We start from the raw sequence: 19,010 nt of genomic DNA on the forward strand, positions 1-19,010 counted from the left end.
CGGATCATTCGGTAGTCTATTGTATTTCCTCGCCCGCGCGTTAACGCGAGGTTTCTTCGAATTCGACCGCCAATATTTTCTCGGTCGCCGTCTCGAACCGAATCGTAACGAACACGCCGAACTCCCGGTTGTCGCCCCGAAGCCATAGCTTGAACTTCTCTTCCGCTATACCGGAAGAGAGCTGTCTTCGGCCGATATGCTGATAATCCACGATCGGCAGGCGATAACGTTCGGCTGTTCGCTGCATCGCGATTCGACCCCATTCGGCGTACTCGGGCTGCGCGGAGGCAGGCAGCGGATGAATGTCGATGGACTCGACCGCTCCCAATGATAAACCTAGCGCAAGTATGACGTCACGCATACACGATAACAATCGGAACACCATCCTTCCTATGGGCGGAATCATAGCTACGATTTCCAGTATCGTCCTTCTCGATGCAGCCTTATTCGCTCTTGCGGTGAGCAACCTTTCTCGTCCTGCGTTCGTTTGGAAAGTATGAAGATAACGAACGTCAAGAAGGAGCGTTGCGAATGCTAAGAGAGAAGCGTAAGCATACGCTTTGGATCGCCTTGCTGGCGATGCTCGCGATCGCGGTCGGCGGATGCGGCCATTCCGGTCTGTCGCGTAAAAATATCAACCAGCCGGAGAGAGACCGGTTATCGCAGGAGCTGTCGCTACATCGGGAGATCTTCGCCGAACGCGGCGTACAGTTGAAGTCTTCCTACTCGACGAACGAGAGAATCGTGATCGAAGTTCGCAAATCTAAGGCGCCCTGGGAAGCATTAAGCACTGAGGAGACTGAACGGCTTAAGCAGGATTTGTACGAAATCGCCGGTTATACGTTCGATCTTCGGATCGATTCGTTCGTCATGCCGAAGCAAGCCGACATTACCGGCACGATTACTGCGCTAGACGGGAATCGCGTGCTCGTCGTCGGAGAGGCGAAGGCGGGAAGCAACTCGAGCGCAACGTGGGTCCGATTCCCGTCCGGGCTGGCCGAAGAGCTGAGAATCGGCTATCAGATCAACGCATGGAGCGATGGCATGTTCGAGGAAAGCTATCCGGTTCAGACGAGCGGCTTGCAGCTTCAAGTCGTCGAATTCGAGGCCGGGAAAGGGGAGCACGAAGGGACAATTACCGATTTGTCTCTCGATGATACTGATGTAGCTCAAAGATATATCGAAGTCGATCAGAGGAAGTACCGCTTGCTGCCATATACGAAATATAAGGCGAACGGAGAAACGGGTGCGCAAGAAAATTTGAACATAGGCGACAACGTGCAGGTGTGGACGCTTGGATACGAGATCGTGCCGGAAGAGAAGTTCGCTTCGCAAATCAACGTGTTATCCTCGCCATAATGTACAAAGGGGTTGTCCAGGACGTGCGCCGAAGTAACGTTGTGTGGCAACGTTAACCGCTATCGCCACACGTAATCTGTTGAAGAAAACGGCAATAGACTACAACAAAATGAGGATGGCGCAGAAATAACCTCTGCTCCATTCTCATTTTTTGTTTGGGACAGCCTCGGTAGCATTTAGGAAAGACCGGTAATGGCATCGATCCGGGCCTGCATTTCGGTGCGTAAAAAAGCTTGTGCCTCCTCGTCTCCGGTTAAAGAGAGCGTGATCGGTTCCTCTTCATGGCGCGCGGTGACGCCGAAAGTTAAAAACGGACAGCAGCGCCTCTCCATGCTCACCCATTCATAGACAAGCCGCAGCGTTTCCGCGTCCCCGGGATATTGAAATCGGTAACCGTTCTCCAGCTCCGTGATTGCGAATCTTCTTGACGATAATCGTTCCCAAATACTTGCGTACGTCTCGCGTTCATCTTTCGTAAAAGCCGTATGACAACAAGCGACGGGGATGTCTTTAACCACGTTATACTCCTTCCGATCGGCAGGACTGGCAACCGCATCCAGTCGTCATGCAAGACGAGCCGCTTGATTTGCGTCTTTGATAGAAGACGACGCCGGCAATGACCATGATCAGCGCAAGAGCCGACAACACGAACGGATTCAGGAAGTATGAGGTGATTCCTAGCGCAGCCAATCCTCCGAGCAGCGGCAAGGCGCAACATAAGGCACATGCGCCGATAACTCCAAGTCCCGCAAGTAATCCTTTTCTTTTCATTTACATCACCTTTCTAATGGAGTATATTTCAAGCATAAAACTTAAAGCTAACTTGAAGTCAAGGGGGCTGTATCCTATGGGCGAGATTAGCATCGGTCAGCTTGCGGCAAGGGCGGAGGTCAATGCGTCGACGCTGCGTTACTATGAATCCGTCGGCTTGCTGCCCGCACCCGCGCGCATCAACGGTCAACGCCGTTACGAGGAAAGCCTGCTAGACCGCATCAACTTTATTAAGATCGCGCAGCAGACGGGATTCAGCATTCAAGAGATCGCCATTCTGCTCGAAGGCTTCGAGTCGGGCGAATCGCTGTCGGAGCGTTGGGAACAGATGGCCAAGCAGAAACGCACAGAGCTCGAAGAACGGAAACGAAAGTTGAATTCGATGATTCAGATTCTTGACAGCGGTCTGAGCTGCAAATGCCTGACCTGGTCGGAGTGCTTAGACAAAATAGAATCTAACGGATCTTGCTAAGGAGACCGCTATGATAACGGCGATCATTATTTTCGTTCTGGCCGGACTCGCGGAGATCGGCGGGGGATATTTGGTTTGGTTATGGCTAAGAGAATCTAGACCGCTGTGGTACGGAGCTCTCGGAGGCTTGATTCTGATCGTGTACGGAATCATTCCGACGCTTCAGAGCTTCCCGTCGTTCGGTAGAGTGTATGCGGCGTATGGCGGCGTTTTCGTCGTGTTGGCGGTGCTATGGGGATGGGCGGTTGATCGAAAGACGCCCGATCTGTACGACTGGGTTGGCGCCGCGATCTGCATCGTCGGCGTCTGCGTCATGTTATGGGCTCCGCGCGGATCATGAACGCAACGAACCAGGCAGCTACATATTTTATGCCATTAATAAATTCTCGACTATAAGTTTACTTTTATAATATTATGTCAACCTAATAGTGGAAAAATCTTTCAATCCCGTTATAATAGGAACATCGCGTTCGTAGTTTCGCGAGTCAAGTCGCATGGGGGTGCCGGACATTTCGATCGAAGTCGTTTTTCCCGCTAAAGTGTATCACGGAACGTTGGACGTCTACTTGGACGGCTTCCAGACGCAACTGCTCAACTCGCGCTTCTGGAAGCCGAATCGCGACTTCGGTCAAGGCTTCTACACGACGATCTCGTTCGAACAGGCGAGAATATGGGCGAAAGCGATGCAGGACAAGCTTAACGCCTGCAATCCGTGCGTGCTCGAAATCATCGTGTCTCCCGAGCTGCTGAAGCGCGAACCGCGCTATCGGATTTTCACGGGCATATCGCTCCATTGGGCGCAATATATTTATGAACACCGTACGGTGGCGGCTGGCGCGCCGGATCCCTGCAAGGATCATGTGGATATCGTGATCGGCCCGATGGCGGACGCCGACACTGGTAAAATCGTGGCAAGTGGAGTAAAATTAAAGAAAGATGCCGACTGGTTTCTGGACAAAATTACGCGGAATCATGCGAACCGAAGATTGGATTCGCTAAAGCTCGGCAATCAGATTACGTTCTGCACGGAGTCGCTGGCGCCGATGCTGCAATTATCCGGATACGAAGTCTATCAAGGAAGAAGGTGGCGTTATTATGGCGGGTCGTCCTAAGCTTAACGCGTACGAGAAGGCGATCGTCGATCAGATGCAGCAGCTATACGGCTATACGGCTGCCGCCGCACGCGACATCCTGGAAGAATATCGGCCGGTAATCGGATTAATCGGCGGTTACCCGATGGCTGCGGACTACGCCGAATATTTTCATATCGCCAAGCAGGAGCGCCGTACCGGCAAGGAATGGGTAAACGCCATTCTGAAGCGCAGGGAAGAGGCGGCAGCGCTCGCACAATAACAAAACCACTCTCGCCGAGTGGTTTTTGCTTTATGAGGCAACTAATGCGCGTCGCTTTGTCGCTTGTCGATCGCTTCCGCCATCGTCTTGTCCGTCAGATGCGCGTAGATTTGCGTCGTCTCCGGCGAAGCATGGCCGAGCTGCTCCTGCGTCTTGTACAAGTCGTTGCTTAAGTAGTAATCCGTGGCGAACGAGTGGCGCAGCTTATGAACCGACAAGTACGGCTTTCCGAATCGCTTCGCGTATTTCATGACCATCTCTTGAATGGCGCGCTTCGTCATGCGGGAGCCTTCCTTCTTCCCGTTCGCAAGGGCGAGGAAGAGCGCCTTCTCCCGCTTCGGCGCCTTGTACCGCGTTTCGCGCTCCTTCATATACAGCTCAAGTTCGGCAATCGCGTCGGTGCGGAAGTAGACGGGCGTCTTGAACGTGTCGTCGTTCTTCCCTTTGCGGAAGACGTACACGAGCCGCTTTTTGAAGTCGACGTCGTCGACGTTCAGATTCATGAGCTCGGAGACGCGCAGCCCGCTGTTCAGAATGAGGCTTACGATGCAGCAATCGCGGACATGGTTCAGTTCATGCGCGTAAATCGCTTGTTTATTCGATGCGACGTCATGGGCGTAATCATGATTAATGTAGTTAATGAATTCGATGATTTCTTGCTCCTGCAGCAGTTTTCCTTCTAGCTTGGCCGCCGTGTCCTTCGGTTTCTGCGTGCGTTTGACCGACACTTTAGCCATGACGTTGCGCTTTAACAGCGGATAAAAGTTCTCGTCCTCGGCAATTTGGCTTAAATAGTGGAACAAGGAGCGGAGGGACGACAGCTTGCGCGAGATCGTCGTCCGCGTATTCGCTTGGTCCCGCTTCGTGGCGAGGAACATGCGGAAGTTATCGATGCTGTCCATGTGCAGCCGTTCGAGATCTTCGATCGGAATGGCGCTCATGCGTTCCGCAGAGGTTAAACCTTCCGCCATGAGCCAGGAGAAGAACTTCTCGTAATCTCTCGCGTATTCGAGCAAGGAAGATGGAGACAGATCGGGCAGCTTGTAATTCATGAATTTTTCGACGTACCAAGGCAGTAGCGGAATGTGCTTGTCCAGTTCCTCGCGGTCGCGTTTTTTTTGCAGGTTCATCGTGTCACCTCACTATCAATGTACGAGGACGCTCGTTGTTTTTCAAGAGAGGAGAGCCCTATGAATCAAGTCGGGTTTATCATCGTCGATATCGTCATGATTGCGGTCACATGCGGTGCGCTGTGGAGACAACGATGGATTCCGTTCGCGCTCTACGCGATCGCCGACGCGCTGTACTTATACGAGATGCTGCGGCACGGCGCGGGTACGGGGTTGGAGGATCTCTCCGAATTCGCGACATTGATCGTGATCGTCGTGCCCGTCTACCTGGTGGCGACGCTTGTCTGGGCGTTCACTCGCCCGCGCAGGAGGTAAGCGTAGTGCGCTTCGATCAACTTAATCGACCTTGTGTCTATTGTAACATAAGGTCACGATCGGATTGCGCGGATTGCGGATACATAGGAAATAAGGATTGGATAGCTTCAGGGGGAGTGTATAAAGGTGAAAAGCTTATATAGTAAAGCGATTTTGCTCGTCGGCATCGCCGCGATGGCTGCCGGGATTGCGACGGGATGCGGTCGTTATACGACAAATAGCGAGGGGAACGTCGTCCTGACGATTTCGGCGGCAGCAAGCTTAACCGACGCGCTGACGGAGGTCCAACAACGGTACGAAAGCTCGCACGATTCGATTAAGCTGCGCTTTAACTTCGCCGCATCCGGCACGCTGCAGCAGCAGATCGAGCAGGGGGCGCCGATCGACATCTTCCTGTCCGCATCGGAGACGAACATGGACAAGCTGGTCGAGAAGCAGTTGATCGCAACGGGCAAGCATGCGAACCTGCTCTCGAATTCTCTCGTCGTCATCGTTCCTAAGAGCAACGAAGGGGCGATAACCAGATTGGAGGACTTGCGTTCGCCCGGCGTCGTCAAGCTTGCGATCGGCATTCCGGAAATCGTGCCTGCCGGCGGCTACGCGGTGGAAGCCTTAACGGGCGCCGGGCTGTGGGATGCGCTTAGCACGAAAACCGTGCAAGCCAAAGACGTCCGCCAAGTGCTGCAATATGTAGAGACGGGCAACGTGGAGGCGGGTTTCGTCTATAAGACCGATGCGCTCGCCTCGAACCGGGCGGACATCGCGTTCGCTGTCGATCCGGCCTCCTACAAGCCGATTGTTTATCCGATCGGCGTCGTAAGAGCGACGAAACATAGGAAAGAAGCGGACGAGGTCTTCGATTATTTGCGATCCGACGAAGCGATGGACATTTTCAGAAAGTACGGGTTCGAGTTTCCATAGAATGAATGAATAATAATAATTATTATGTAAACCAAGAGGCATAACCCGAACTGATAGAACCTATAAAATCAATCTAATTGACCCTGCAAGGGCGCTGTGATAGCTTGAGATGTAGAGAAGTTTACAAAATACGAGGATTTTACGCTGCGTGAGGTGCATTTTGTTGGAATTGCAATCGACGAACAGTCCGTTTAACCAAGAGCAAGCAGAGCTGCTTAACCGCCTGCTGCCATCCTTGACGGATACGCAAAGAATTTGGCTTAGCGGATTCTTGACCGCGATCGGCGGATCAGCCTCCGCAGGCGCTAACCCTGCGGCTTCCGCGGTGAGCCAGCCGGCAGCCGCTGCCCCGGCGGTCGCGAGAGAAGCGACCGTGCTGTACGGTTCCCAGACCGGGAACAGCCACAAATTGGCGACCAAGCTATCCAAGAAATTGACGGATCAAGGCGTGCAGACGACGCTTTCGTCCATGAGCGACTTTAAGGTGAACGGGCTCAAGAAAGTCCAAGATCTATTCATCGTCGTCAGTACGCACGGAGAAGGGGAGCCGCCGGATAACGCGATCGCCTTCTACGAATTTCTTCATAGCAAGCGGGCGCCGCAATTGGACGATCTTCGGTTCTCCGTATTGGCGCTCGGCGACACGTCTTACGAGTTTTTCTGCCAGACGGGCAAAGACTTCGACAAAAAGCTTGAAGAGCTAGGCGGCAAGAGACTTGTCCCTCGCATCGATTGCGACGTCGATTTCGATGAAGCCGCGACGGAATGGATTGCGCAGGTATCCGGCGCGTTACGCGAATCTGCTTCGGCAGGCGCGGGCGTAGCAACGGCGGGTGCGGCGGCTCCGGCTGCGGGCGCTGCGGCCGAGGAATCCGAATATTCGCGGAGCAACCCGTTCCAAGCGGAAATTCTGGAAAACTTGAATTTGAACGGTCGCGGATCGGATCGCGAGACGCGTCACGTCGAAATCTCTCTTGAGGGATCTCATCTACAATACGAACCTGGCGATAGCTTGGGCGTCATTCCGCAGAACGATCCGGAGCTCGTCGATCAACTGATCGCGGCCATGGATTGGCGCGCGGACGAACTCGTTACCGTCAGCAAGAGCGGCGAAGAGCGCGGCTTGCGCGACGCGCTGCTGAACCATTACGAAATTTCGACGCTAACGAAGCCGCTCTTGACGGCCATCGAGGCGCTTACGTCTAACGCGGATCTGTGCGACCTGCTGGCTCCAGGCGGCGAGCAAGAGCTGAAGGAATACATGAACGGACGCGATCTGCTGGACTTGGTCCAAGACTTCAAGATGAAAGGCATCCCGGCGGAACCGTTCGTCACGCTGCTGCGTAAAATCCCGGCCCGTCTGTACTCGATCTCCAGCAGTCCAAGAGCGAATCCGGACGAAGTGCACATTACCGTTCGCGCGGTCCGCTACGAGTCGCACGGCAGAGCGCGCAAAGGCGTCGCTTCCGTCCATCTCGCGGAACGAGTGGAGAGCGGCGATAAGCTTCCGGTGTTCATTCAGCAGAATACGAGCTTTAAGCTCCCCGAGAATCCGGACGCTCCGATCATCATGATCGGACCGGGCACGGGCGTGGCGCCATTCCGTTCGTTCATCGCGGACCGCGAAGAGACGGGCGCGAGCGGCAAATCTTGGTTGTTCTACGGAGACCAGCATTTCTCGACGGACTTCCTGTACCAGATCGAATGGCAACGCTGGCTGAAAGACGGCGCGCTTACGAAGATGGACGTGGCGTTCTCCCGCGATACCGACCAGAAAGTATACGTGCAGCATCGCATGCTGGAGAAGAGCGGCGAACTGTTCCGTTGGCTGCAGGAAGGCGCACACGTGTACGTGTGCGGCGACGAGAAGAAGATGGCTCACGACGTCCATCAAGCGCTCCTCTCGATTATCGAGAAGGAAGGCAACATGAGCTCGGAGCAAGCTGCGGAATACGTAGCTAGTATGCAACAGCAGAAGCGATACCAGAGAGACGTATACTAGGGCGAGTTGCAGGCTTGCGAGAGGAGAAAGGGATTAACGATGTCAAACAATCATTTACTATCGACGAACAGCGCCCCGCACAGCGACGTAGAGGAAATTAAACGCCGTACGAATTATTTGCGCGGCAATCTCGAAGAGGCGCTTAAAGATCCGATTACCGGTGCGATTACGGAAGACGAGAACCGGCTCATGAAGTTCCACGGCAGCTACATGCAGGACGACCGCGATCTGCGCAACGAACGGAACAAGCAGAAGCTCGAACCGGCGTATCAATTCATGCTTCGCGTCCGCGCGGCAGGCGGCGTCGTCACGTCCGAGCAATGGCTTGCGATGGACAGCGTTGCCCGGAAGTACGGGGGCGACACGATTCGCCTGACGACTCGCCAGTCGTTCCAGCTGCACGGCGTCATTAAATGGAATTTGAAAAAGACGATCCGCGAAGTGAACGACGCGATGCTGAGCACGCTTGCCGCTTGCGGCGACGTTAACCGTAACGTCATGTGCAATCCGAATCCTTATCAATCGGAAGTGCACGAGCAAGTGTTCGAATGGGCGACCAAGATCAGCAATCATCTCGATCCGCAGACGAGAGCGTATCATGAGATTTGGCTCGACGGAGAGAAAGTCGCGGACAGCCAAGAGGGCGTGGAGCAAGAGCCGATCTACGGCCTGGTCTACTTGCCGCGTAAGTTCAAGATCGGTATCGCGGTTCCGCCGTCCAACGACGTGGACGTATATTCCCAAGACCTCGGTCTTATTGCGATCGTCGATAACGAGAACAAGCTGCAAGGATTTAACGTCATCGTAGGCGGCGGCATGGGCATGTCCCACGGCGATCCGAAGACGTATCCGCAAATCGCGAAGTCGATCGGCTTCTGCAGACCGGAGCAAGTCATTGACGTAGCGGAGAAAATCGTTACGATCCAGCGCGATTACGGCGACCGCGCCGTCCGCAAGCACGCCCGCTTCAAGTACACGATCGACGACCGCGGCCTTGAGTGGTTTAAGGACGAACTGACCAATCGCCTTGGCTGGAAGCTCGATGAAGCGAAGCCTTTCTCCTTCGACCATAACGGCGATCGCTACGGTTGGGTGAAAGGCAGCAACGGCAAATGGCACTATACGCTGTTCATCCAGAACGGCCGCATTAAGGATGAAGAAGGCTTGCAGCTGTTCACGGGTTTACGCGAGATCGCGAAGCTGCATATCAGCGATTTCCGCCTGACGCCTAACCAGAACCTGATCATCGGGAACGTCAGCACTCAGAAGAAGAAGAAGCTCGAGGAACTGCTCCATACGTACGGAATGACCGACGGCAGCTACTATACGGCGCTTCGCCGCAATTCGATGGCTTGCGTCGCATTGCCGACCTGCGGCCTCGCGATGGCCGAATCGGAGCGGTACTTGCCGTCTCTGATCGAGAAAGTCGAGCCGATGCTGAAGGAAATCGGACTTCTTGAGGAAGATATCGTCGTTCGCATGACCGGCTGTCCGAACGGCTGCGCGAGACCGATGCTGGCCGAGCTCGCGTTCATCGGCAAAGCTCCCGGCAAGTACAACATGTATCTCGGCGGCGGCTTCCGCGGCGAACGCTTGAACAAGCTGTACAAGGAGAACATCGGCGAAGCCGAGATTCTCGATTCGCTTCGTCCGATCCTGGCGCGTTATGCGAAGGAGCGCAACCCGGGCGAACACTTCGGCGACTTCACGATCCGTGCCGGTTACGTGAAAGAAACGACCGACGGTATGAATTTCCACGCCTAATCGCGATATTGATCCATAAGACGAAGTCCGTATTTCATGACCGCCATGTTCGGCTGTCTCGGAATACGGACTTTTTCGTGCGGATAGGCTAGAGCGTACTCTAACTAGTGATTGTGATGTGCGGCGAACTTCGCGTCATGGTGGGTGTCGTAGAAGGCGATTTTCAGATCGATCAAGTTCACGTTCTTCTTCAGCTCGTCGATCTGCCGCAGCACTTCCTTGCGGTGGTCCACCATCATCTGGCGCCGCTCGTCTACGGTTTCCGCTCCTTTCATGACCATGTCGATATATCGTTTAATCTCTTTGATCGGCATACCGGTGTTCTTCAAACAGCAGATCAGCTTGATGAGTTCGAGATCCCGCTCCGAGAACGAGCGGATGCCGGAAGGCGTCCTCGAGACGAACGGGAGAAGGCCCTCCTTATCGTAGAAACGCAGCGTATGAGCCGACAGATCGCATATTCGGGCGACTTCGTTAATCGTGTACATAGAGAACCTCCGCACTATTTTTCGCCATACCCTTGACTTCGATAAAACTCTAACGTTTAACATTAGCTTATGTCACGGAGACATGGATTGCAATGCGAAAAATAAAGGAGAGATTCTCATGAACAACGTTACGAAAATCGCGCTCGTTACGGGCGGCAGCCGCGGATTAGGCAGAGATGCCGCTCTGGCATTATCTCGCAAAGGGATCGACGTTATAGTTACTTACGTATCGCAGAAGGAGCAAGCGGAGGCGGTCGTCGGCGAAATCGAACGCACCGGGCGTAAGGCGGCTTCGTTATACCTCAATGCAGGCGATGCGGCATCGTTCGGTTCTTTCGTCTTGGAGCTTACCGAGTTGCTGCGGGCGAAGTGGAATGCAGAACGCATGGATTATCTCGTTAACAACGCCGGCATCGGCCTTAATACTCCGATCGCGAACACGACGGAGGAACAGTTCGACAGCCTCATGAACGTGCATTTCAAAGGCGTTTTCTTCCTTACGCAGAAACTTGTGCCTCATATGAACGACCACGGGGCAATCATCAATCTGTCGACGGGGTTGACTCGGTTCTCGATCGCGGGTTACGGCGCGTACGCCGCGATGAAAGGCGCGATCGAGGTGTTGACGAAGTATATGGCGAAGGAGCTCGGGCCAAGAGGCATTCGCGTGAACGCGGTAGCGCCGGGCGCGATCGCGACCGACTTCAACGGCTTGAACGTCAATGAGGAGGGGCGCAAGCATATCGGCTCCATGATCGCGCTCGGACGCGTCGGAGAGCCTGAGGACATCGGAGGCGTTGTGGCGTCTCTCTGCACCGACGAGCTCGGCTGGATTAACGGGCAGCGAATCGAGGCATCCGGGGGCATGAACTTGTAATTGCCGATATTCATTGGTTAAGAACTCGCACTTCGGTCATCACAAGATGGCTGAGGGCGAGTTTTTTATCGTGGGGGGAAAATCGATGACATGCTTCTTGTCACCAATCGGGTGCTATAATGGGTTTGTGACTGGAGGGAAATGGCATTGAGACGGTTGGATCGATTGATGGCTATACTGATCGCGCTCCAGCAGAAGCCGGAAACCGCTCAGAGGCTCGCGGACAAGTTCGAAGTGAATAAGCGGACGATTCTGCGCGATATGCAGGCGTTATCCGAGATGGGTATTCCACTCTATGCAACATCGGGACCGACCGGCGGTTTCCGGCTTATGGAAGGGTTTCAGCTGCCGCCGCTGCAACTCGACGCCAGCGAGGCGCTGGCCGTGTTGTTCGCGCTGCACAGTCTGACGAAGCTGGCCGATACTCCGTTCAAGCACGCGAGATGGACGGCCATGGACAAGATTAAAGCCGTCTTGCCGGAGACGACGCTGAAGCAAGCCCTGCCGATGCTGGATCGCGTGGAGCTGGCCGTGCCCGAGCGGATCGTGAAGACGCCGCACCTGGCCGCGTTGCTGGCTTTCACTGCAGATTCTGCATGGGTTACGGTTATGTACCGTTCCGAGAATCATCGGCGTTCGCTGCTGCTGCATCCGCACAAAATCTATGCCGCCCACGGGTATTGGTACTGCGAAGCGTATTCGGCGACGCATGGCGAGCAGCGGACGTTCCGCATCGATCGATTCGACTCGTTGGAGGAGGCCGAAGCGCCCAAGGAATCGAGCAGCGATGCAAGAGCGAATAAACCAGTGACGGCTTCGGACGAGCAGCATACTCGAATCGTGGCCAAGCTGACGTACCGAGGAGCGCTGCTGGCGGAGCAAGACATCCATATCGGCGACAGCGTAAAGCAGATTTCGGACGATTCGTGGTACCTCGATATACAATTGCCTCTCTCGGAGTGGAAATGGGCGGTGCGATTTTTCTACGGATTAGGGATAGACGCGGAGGTCATTGAGTCTGCTAGGCTGCGCCAAGAGATTGCCGGTATGGCGAACCAGACGCTTGAAAGATATCAGGAGGCTGATAGATGATGCACAACGGTGCGAACGTGTTGGAGCTCGCGAAGTCGTTCCTCTATAAGAACGGCAGATTGTTGGATCGCAGAAGGTTCGAGTATCATTTCGAGGGCGGCTCCAAGCAGGCGGTACTGGATGTATTGCGCGCCTATCAGAACGCCGATGGCGGATTCGGCAACGCGCTCGAGCCGGATATCCGCTGCCCGCAGAGTCAGCCCGTTCCGACGGAGATGGCTTTGCACATCATGGACGAGATCGGCGCTTTCGATCCGGAGATCATGGAAGGAATCTTGCGTTACTTGAGCGAGATTACGTTGCCGGACGGCGGATTCCCACTCGTGTTCCGCAGCGCACTCGAATACCCTCACGCCCCGTGGTGGATGGTCGAACGGGATGACGTTCCTTCTATCAATCCGACGGGTACGATTATCGGCTTGCTCTATAAGCAGAAGGCGAATGTCGCGGTTTTCCAGGAAGATTGGTTTAAGCGGTGCGTCGATTATTTATGGAGATATATGGAGGAAGCTAGACCAGACGGCTATCACGACGGTATCCAATGGGTCGAGTTTTTGCGTCATACACCCGATCAAAGCCGTGCGAGCCATCATTTTGCGGTAGTTGACGAATGGCTGCAAAAACCGGGAACGATCGAACGCGATCCGAATGCGCAAGGTTACGTGCAGAAGGTGCTGGATTGGGCGCCGGCGCGCGGGAGCTATTCGGGCAAATTCGTGACAACGGACGAGCTGAACGTTCATTTGAACGCCATCCTCGATCAACAGCAGGAAGACGGCGGATGGATGATCAGCTGGCCGGCTGTCGGCGCCGGCGCCGAATCCGAATGGCGCGGCTGGTTGACGGTCGAACGGCTCAAGACGCTCAGATCATATGAGAAGCTATGAAACGGATGAATAGAGGAGGAATTTGAGTTGGCAATCGTTCAAGTGACGATCGTACCCCTGGGGACTGGATCGACAAGCGTCGGCGAATATGTAGCGGCGGTGCACCGGGTGCTCGAGCAAGAGGGAGGAAGGGTCAAATACGAGCTGACGCCGATGAGCACGATCATCGAGGGCGATCTGGATGATCTCATCGCGATCGTCAGACGCATGCACGAAGTGCCGTTCGAGAACGGCGCCATGAGAGTGTCGACGTCGCTCACGATCGATGATCGGCGCGATAAGGTCGGTACGATGGAACAAAAGCTGCGATCCGTTGAAGAAAAGATTAATGAGATTAAATAAATAGAAGTTTTCACCTGTATTCGTAATAATTATTATGTAAACCAATGATGTGAAGGGGTTAAGTTCGATGCAAACGGCCATCAAGATCGAGCGTTACGAAGCTGCGATAGACGCAATCAAGGAAATCGGCATTCTGCCGTTATCGCCGCTATTCCCGGATTATCCTTCCTTGGAAAGTCTCACGAACAAAGCGGATTGGTATACGGAAACCGAACGAGATCCTTGGCTGTGGCGGGCGCGATTCCCGGCGGACGGCGTGGCGGCGTACGGGAAGTTCCTCAAGAAGAAATCGATCTTGATCTCAAGCCAACTCGTGCCTGCCATGAAGGCCGTCATCGGGCATACCGCCAGTGCCCTTCAGCGCTACGCAGACGGATTGATCTCGACAACCGCGAAAGATCTATACCGGCTCATCGAAGAGAATCCGGGCATCGAAACGCGCGCCTTGCGGAAGCTTAGCGGATTATCCGCCACGGAGCAGAAGAAAGAGTACGATCTAGCGATCACGGAGCTGCAAGCCGGCATGGACATCGTCATCTCCGGGGTGAAGCAACGCCTGAACGATAACGGCGACAAGAACGGCTGGAACAGCACGTCGTTCGAAACCGCCGAGCATTGGATGGGCACTCATCGGATAGAAGCGAGCCCGACGGATCGCGGCGTCGCCGAGCGCCATATTCAAGATTGGCTGCAGGCAAGATGCAGCGAGGCAACGATGAAGTCTTTCGTGAAGCTGCTTAGACTATAGCGCCAAGGAAGAGAAAGCCGACCAGAGATACGATCTGGTCGGCTTTCTTATGTATCGGATGGTTAATTGTAGAGCGAATGCCAAATAATAACCACCGAAGCGTTATACCCGGGTGGTGATCCGATGCTGAGAAGACCTAGAAAACCGAGGAAGACAGCCTCCGCTGACGTTCAAGACCATTCGCTCGAGCAGGCGCTAGAGCATTCCAAGGACAAGTTGCTCGGGAACGAACTTACGTCGTCCGAACGATTTTTCAAAGAATTGCTCGGATTGAACAACGATTTCGTCATGCGCCGGTTTCACGTCTTCGGGCGGTATCCGGCGGTCATGTGCTATTACGCGAACATGGTAGATCAAGCACTGATCAACAAAGACATTCTGAAACCGTTCATGTACGTGCCTTCGCATCTTGAAGGCAAAGAATTCGAGCTCGGCCAGTTGACCGAAGTGCTTCTGAATGATGCGATCTACCATAGCGCCTGCAAGCTGGAGCGGCAACTAGAAGCGCTCGTGAATGCCATACTCCAAGGCAACACGATCGTCCTTGTGGACGGTCTGTATGACGCGTTCTTGATCGATACTCGTAATATCGACAAGAGGTCAATCGATACGCCGGCGACCGAACAAGTCATTCGCGGTCCGCGTGAAGGCTTCATCGAGCTGCTCGGAACGAATATCTCCTTGCTAAGGTACCGGCTGCAGACGAGCGATCTACGAATTCGAACGATGGAAATCGGGAGAAGAACGAAGTCCAAGGTCGCCGTTTGCTACATGGAGGGAATCACGAATCCAGATTTGGTTGCCGAAGTCGATAAACGGTTGTCCAAAATCGATATCGACGCTGTCCTCGACTCGGGATATCTCGAGCAATTTATCGAAGATAATCACTATTCTCCTTTTCCGCAGGTTCAATATATGGAACGTCCGGATAAGGTGGCCGCCAACCTGCTGGAAGGCAGAGTCGCAATCATGGTCGACGGCTCGCCGATGGCGCTCGTCGTTCCGACCGTGTTCAATCAGTTCTATCAGACGGTGGAGGATTATACGGAACGTTTCCTGCTTATGAGCGCTCTGCGCTTGGCACGGTTAATCGCGCTGATGTTCTCGCTCGTCTTTCCTTCGTTGTACGTGGCGATCATTTCCTTCAATCCGGAGCTGATCCCGACGGAATTCGCGGTTGCGGTCGCGGGAGGAAGAGCAGGCGTGCCGTTCCCGGCGATCATCGAAGTGCTCGTCATCGAAATCTCGATGGAAGTGCTGCGCGAAGCGACGATCCGGTTGCCGCAGCAAGTAGGCGGCGCGTTGTCCATCGTCGGCGTTCTTGTCGTAGGACAGGCGGCGGTATCCGCCGGCTTCGCGAGTCCGATCACCGTCGTCATTATCGCGCTTACGACGATCGGATCGTTCGCGACGCCTGCATACAACGCCGCGCTAGCGCTTCGCTTGCTCCGATTCCCGCTTATCATTATGGCGGGTATATTCGGTCTGTACGGCGTGATGATTGGTTTAATCGTCATCGCGAACCACATCCTGTCATTGAAGTCGTTCGGCGTGCCTTACATGTCCCCGCTCGTTCCGGGCAACTTCGAAGGGATGAAGGACACGGTCGTTCGCTTTCCGTTCTCCTTGATGAGGAAAAGACCGTCGTTCTTATTTCCGCAAGATCACACGAGGATTAGCGGTCAAGCTGTCGATGAACAAGCTGATTCCAAGGGAAGCCCTCTAAACCCCCTGAAGTTCAAGGAAGAACGAAAGGACGCAGAAGAATGAAGGACGAAAGGCAGATTACCGCCATCCAAAGCGCGGCGATTCTCGTCAGCACGATCATCGGCGTCGGCGTCCTGGCCTTGCCCTTGTTCGCCGTTCGTGCCGCGGAATCCGGCGCGCCGCTCGTGACGGCGGTCAGCGTTCTGCTCGCCTTCGTCGGGCTTGCGGTCATCTCGCTTCTCGGCATGCGGTTCCCGAAACAATCCATTACCCAGTACAGCGAAGACATCATCGGGAAGTGGCTAGGGCGTCTTGGCAGCGCGTTGCTCATCGGTTACTTCGCCATATTGAGCGCGCTAACGGCCAGAGAATTCGGCGAAGTCGTCATTACGTCGGTACTCACGCGCACGCCGCTCGAAGTAACGGTCATCGTCATGCTGCTGCTAGCGGCGCTCGCGACAAGAAACTCGGTGACTACGTTTGCGTACATTCATCATTTTTACTTTCCGCTACTGCTTTTTCCCGCGTTATTGATCGTAGCTCTCTCGTTGAAAAACGCCGATGGACTTAACCTGCAGCCGATGTGGGGGAACGTGTCATGGACGAGACCGGAACTGTGGGAAGGTCTATTAACGATCACGGCGCTATTCCAAGGTTCGTTCATCATGACGTTGGTTATTCCGGCGATGCGCCGACCGGAAAAGGCGCTAACGGCAAGCGCCTGGGGAATGCTGATTGCCGGCGGACTGTACGTGACGATCGTCGCGGCGACGGTCGGGGTGTTCGGATCGGAAGAGATCAAAAATTTACTATGGCCCACGCTAGAGCTGGCTAAGGGGACTTCGCTGCCCGCGAACGTGTTGGAGCGGCTTGATGCCGCCTTTCTGGCCGTATGGGTAACCGCCGTATTCACGACCTTGTTCTCCAGCTATTTTTTTACGATCAAGGAAGCAAGCAAGCTCTTTCGTCTGGGAGATCACAAGATGTTCTCTTTCTTCCTTCTGCCGACCGTATATGTCATGGCCATGCTGCCGCGAAGTATTCTTCATATGTACGAGATTATCGAGAACGTCGGGCGTATCGGACTGATTCTTACGATCGGCTACCCGATGTTGCTATGGATGATAGCCCTTGTGCGTCGTAAAAGGGGGAACCGATGATGTTCGCGGCGCAGTTTGCTAAGACGATAAAGCTGCTTATCGTGATAGGCATGGTCGTTCCCGTTCTGACCGGCTGCTGGGATCGGCTTGAAATCGAAGAACGTGCCGTCGTACTCGGCATTTCGGTCGATCTGGAGAAACCCGGTGCTGCGAAAGAAGAGTCGGACGTCTCCCATCTGAAAGGAGCTTTTCCGGTTCCGAATCAACGAATGTTGCGCGTCGCCGTGCAAATCGCACTGCCCGGCCGAATTCCGCTTGGTCCCGGCGAAGGCGGCGGAGGAAAAGGCGGTTCCGAGGGGACCGTATGGGTTATCGACGTGGTCGGGCATACGTTGGACGATGCGCTTATGAATTTGCAGCAGCAAGTGTCGGGCAGACTGTTCTTCGGCCACCTGCGCGTAATCGTCGTATCGGAGGCTCTAGCCCGTCATGGTTTGCAGAATTTGAACGATTATCTCCGCCGTAATCCGGAAGTTCGGCGCATGGCTTGGATGATGGTCTCCAAAGGAAGCGCACTGGAGGTGATGAGAGCCGCGCCGGAGCTGGAACGCGTACCATCGCTGTACTTAATGTCCACGCTGGACAACGCCGTCAGACTGGGCAAATTCCCGGTGAATTACGTGGGGATGTTCTGGAGCAATACGTCGAAGAAAGGACAAGAAGCTTTCCTGCCTTACGTGGAAATCCGCAAGGAGCAGAACATTCAGGTGCAAGGCATGGCGATATTCACTTACGACAAAATGGTCGGTTCGACGTTGCCGTTCGACATTGCTGCTTATATGGGGATAAAAGGGTTAAATCCTGCCGGTTATCGCGGCTTCGTCCCTATCGGCAATAATCCGTCTAGGACCGTGACGATCTATGCGACTTCACGCAAGTCTATGATTAAAGCTTCAATTCGTAACGGAAAACCATACTTCAAGGTGTCAATCTTCACCGAGATCAGCATGGAAGAGAAGATTAGCGAGCAATTCTCGATCAACTCCAGCGATATTCTCAAGGAAATCGAGGACACCAATCGCAAGGCGCTCAAGAAAGCCTGCGAAAACTTGATCGAGAAGACGCAGAAGGCTCATTCCGACATATTCGGCTTCGGCGAATACGTTCGAGCTAAATTGCCGAATTACTGGAATAAAAAGGTGATTACGAAAGGGGCATGGCAAGAGATGTATCCGAACGTCGATGTTGAAGTCACCGTAAACACGAGAATGCGTCGCGTCGGAATGAAAGCGAAATAACAAGGACAATGTAGCGAAAGTCTGATCAGGAGGGATTCGCATGGGCATAAGCGAATATGCCGGATCGGTCGGTTACGTGATACCGATCTGGATTATCACGGGCATATTGATACTAATTTTGGACATCAATATCTATAAAACCGCTAATATGAATAAAGAAAAAAAGCTATCCAAAGTTTTAGGCTGGTTGAACATTTCGTTTGGCGTTGCGATCTATGTAGCGTATCGCGTTGTGAATTGGATGCAGTGATGCGGGTGAACTTGGATCGACAATCGTATCGGAGGAAAATTCAACGTATCTCATCTCTGCCAAGCAGAATTACAATCATAAACTCCGCTGACCGAATAGGCTCGCGGAGTTTATGATTAATGATATTAATTATG

Annotated in this window: 23 protein-coding genes; 18 read left to right on the plus strand and 5 right to left on the minus strand. The window is 54.0% G+C overall.

The window, feature by feature from the left end; all coding sequences use genetic code 11:
- Positions 1-40: 40 nt before the first annotated feature.
- Positions 41-361 carry a YqzG/YhdC family protein gene (locus COHPA_RS0101700; RefSeq protein ID WP_027084460.1) on the minus strand — a complete coding sequence of 107 codons (321 nt, stop codon included), beginning with the start codon at positions 359-361 and terminating at the stop codon, positions 41-43.
- Positions 362-531: 170 nt separating this feature from the next.
- On the opposite strand from COHPA_RS0101700, the gene COHPA_RS0101705 reads away from it, so the two are divergent.
- Positions 532-1,359, plus strand: a complete 828-nt coding sequence (locus tag COHPA_RS0101705; RefSeq protein ID WP_027084461.1) for a DUF3221 domain-containing protein — start codon at positions 532-534, stop codon at positions 1,357-1,359.
- A 176-nt stretch (positions 1,360-1,535) separates the two neighbouring features.
- Here the strand turns inward: COHPA_RS0101705 and COHPA_RS0101710 are convergent, their stop codons facing one another.
- The gene (locus COHPA_RS0101710) at positions 1,536-1,877 is read right to left on the minus strand and encodes a hypothetical protein (protein WP_027084462.1); all 342 of its coding nucleotides are present in this window, start codon (positions 1,875-1,877) and stop codon (positions 1,536-1,538) included.
- 1 nt (position 1,878) lies between these two features.
- Positions 1,879-2,130 carry a hypothetical protein gene (locus tag COHPA_RS22815; RefSeq protein ID WP_156926585.1) on the minus strand — a complete coding sequence of 84 codons (252 nt, stop codon included), beginning with the start codon at positions 2,128-2,130 and terminating at the stop codon, positions 1,879-1,881.
- 76 nt (positions 2,131-2,206) lie between these two features.
- On the opposite strand from COHPA_RS22815, the gene COHPA_RS0101715 reads away from it, so the two are divergent.
- The 4 genes from COHPA_RS0101715 to COHPA_RS0101730 all read left to right on the plus strand — a co-directional run bounded on the left by COHPA_RS0101715 (position 2,207) and on the right by COHPA_RS0101730 (position 3,955).
- Complete coding sequence (locus tag COHPA_RS0101715) at positions 2,207-2,602, plus strand: MerR family transcriptional regulator (RefSeq protein ID WP_027084463.1); 396 nt, start codon at positions 2,207-2,209, stop codon at positions 2,600-2,602.
- A 10-nt stretch (positions 2,603-2,612) separates the two neighbouring features.
- Positions 2,613-2,942: a YnfA family protein gene (locus COHPA_RS0101720; RefSeq protein WP_027084464.1), complete on the plus strand. Its 330-nt coding sequence runs from the start codon at positions 2,613-2,615 to the stop codon at positions 2,940-2,942.
- Between the two features lie 154 nt (positions 2,943-3,096).
- Positions 3,097-3,714, plus strand: a complete 618-nt coding sequence (locus tag COHPA_RS0101725) for a DUF3990 domain-containing protein (RefSeq protein ID WP_027084465.1) — start codon at positions 3,097-3,099, stop codon at positions 3,712-3,714.
- Entirely contained in the window at positions 3,698-3,955 is a 258-nt protein-coding gene (locus COHPA_RS0101730; RefSeq protein WP_027084466.1) for a hypothetical protein, read from the plus strand. The genes COHPA_RS0101725 and COHPA_RS0101730 overlap by 17 nt, the downstream gene beginning before the upstream one ends.
- Before the next feature lie 41 nt (positions 3,956-3,996).
- Here the strand turns inward: COHPA_RS0101730 and xerS are convergent, their stop codons facing one another.
- A complete protein-coding gene (gene xerS, locus COHPA_RS0101735) occupies positions 3,997-5,085 on the minus strand; it encodes a tyrosine recombinase XerS (protein ID WP_027084467.1) in 1,089 nt (362 codons plus the stop codon).
- Between the two features lie 60 nt (positions 5,086-5,145).
- On the opposite strand from xerS, the gene COHPA_RS0101740 reads away from it, so the two are divergent.
- The 4 genes from COHPA_RS0101740 (at position 5,146) to cysI (ending at position 10,087) form a co-directional block, all read left to right on the plus strand.
- Positions 5,146-5,400, plus strand: a complete 255-nt coding sequence (locus tag COHPA_RS0101740) for a hypothetical protein (protein ID WP_027084468.1) — start codon at positions 5,146-5,148, stop codon at positions 5,398-5,400.
- A 174-nt stretch (positions 5,401-5,574) separates the two neighbouring features.
- Entirely contained in the window at positions 5,575-6,321 is a 747-nt protein-coding gene (gene modA / locus COHPA_RS0101745) for a molybdate ABC transporter substrate-binding protein (RefSeq protein WP_156926730.1), read from the plus strand.
- Positions 6,322-6,484: 163 nt separating this feature from the next.
- Positions 6,485-8,323: an assimilatory sulfite reductase (NADPH) flavoprotein subunit gene (locus tag COHPA_RS0101750; RefSeq protein WP_027084470.1), complete on the plus strand. Its 1,839-nt coding sequence runs from the start codon at positions 6,485-6,487 to the stop codon at positions 8,321-8,323.
- Between the two features lie 39 nt (positions 8,324-8,362).
- Positions 8,363-10,087, plus strand: a complete 1,725-nt coding sequence (gene cysI, locus COHPA_RS0101755; protein ID WP_027084471.1) for an assimilatory sulfite reductase (NADPH) hemoprotein subunit — start codon at positions 8,363-8,365, stop codon at positions 10,085-10,087.
- Positions 10,088-10,191: 104 nt separating this feature from the next.
- Here the strand turns inward: cysI and COHPA_RS0101760 are convergent, their stop codons facing one another.
- Positions 10,192-10,575: a MerR family transcriptional regulator gene (locus tag COHPA_RS0101760; protein WP_027084472.1), complete on the minus strand. Its 384-nt coding sequence runs from the start codon at positions 10,573-10,575 to the stop codon at positions 10,192-10,194.
- A 118-nt stretch (positions 10,576-10,693) separates the two neighbouring features.
- On the opposite strand from COHPA_RS0101760, the gene COHPA_RS0101765 reads away from it, so the two are divergent.
- From COHPA_RS0101765 to COHPA_RS0101805, 9 genes are all read left to right on the plus strand, one after another.
- On the plus strand, positions 10,694-11,452 hold the full coding sequence (locus COHPA_RS0101765) for an SDR family NAD(P)-dependent oxidoreductase (RefSeq protein WP_027084473.1): 759 nt from the start codon (positions 10,694-10,696) through the stop codon (positions 11,450-11,452).
- A gap of 141 nt (positions 11,453-11,593) precedes the next feature.
- The gene (locus COHPA_RS25395) at positions 11,594-12,544 is read left to right on the plus strand and encodes a helix-turn-helix transcriptional regulator (protein ID WP_169733235.1); all 951 of its coding nucleotides are present in this window, start codon (positions 11,594-11,596) and stop codon (positions 12,542-12,544) included.
- Positions 12,541-13,431 carry a prenyltransferase/squalene oxidase repeat-containing protein gene (locus COHPA_RS25400; RefSeq protein WP_027084475.1) on the plus strand — a complete coding sequence of 297 codons (891 nt, stop codon included), beginning with the start codon at positions 12,541-12,543 and terminating at the stop codon, positions 13,429-13,431. Before COHPA_RS25395 ends, COHPA_RS25400 begins: the two co-directional genes overlap by 4 nt.
- Before the next feature lie 27 nt (positions 13,432-13,458).
- On the plus strand, positions 13,459-13,773 hold the full coding sequence (locus COHPA_RS0101780) for an MTH1187 family thiamine-binding protein (protein ID WP_027084476.1): 315 nt from the start codon (positions 13,459-13,461) through the stop codon (positions 13,771-13,773).
- Positions 13,774-13,840: 67 nt separating this feature from the next.
- Complete coding sequence (locus COHPA_RS0101785; RefSeq protein WP_027084477.1) at positions 13,841-14,521, plus strand: AlkZ-related protein; 681 nt, start codon at positions 13,841-13,843, stop codon at positions 14,519-14,521.
- A 123-nt stretch (positions 14,522-14,644) separates the two neighbouring features.
- Positions 14,645-16,291 carry a spore germination protein gene (locus COHPA_RS0101790; RefSeq protein ID WP_027084478.1) on the plus strand — a complete coding sequence of 549 codons (1,647 nt, stop codon included), beginning with the start codon at positions 14,645-14,647 and terminating at the stop codon, positions 16,289-16,291.
- Positions 16,288-17,388 carry a GerAB/ArcD/ProY family transporter gene (locus COHPA_RS0101795; RefSeq protein WP_027084479.1) on the plus strand — a complete coding sequence of 367 codons (1,101 nt, stop codon included), beginning with the start codon at positions 16,288-16,290 and terminating at the stop codon, positions 17,386-17,388. The genes COHPA_RS0101790 and COHPA_RS0101795 overlap by 4 nt, the downstream gene beginning before the upstream one ends.
- Positions 17,385-18,626 carry a Ger(x)C family spore germination protein gene (locus COHPA_RS0101800; RefSeq protein ID WP_084760245.1) on the plus strand — a complete coding sequence of 414 codons (1,242 nt, stop codon included), beginning with the start codon at positions 17,385-17,387 and terminating at the stop codon, positions 18,624-18,626. Before COHPA_RS0101795 ends, COHPA_RS0101800 begins: the two co-directional genes overlap by 4 nt.
- A gap of 40 nt (positions 18,627-18,666) precedes the next feature.
- Complete coding sequence (locus COHPA_RS0101805) at positions 18,667-18,876, plus strand: CLC_0170 family protein (RefSeq protein ID WP_027084481.1); 210 nt, start codon at positions 18,667-18,669, stop codon at positions 18,874-18,876.
- Positions 18,877-19,010: the final 134 nt, after the last annotated feature.

Source organism: Cohnella panacarvi Gsoil 349 (assembly GCF_000515335.1).
GTDB lineage: Bacteria > Bacillota > Bacilli > Paenibacillales > Paenibacillaceae > Cohnella > Cohnella panacarvi.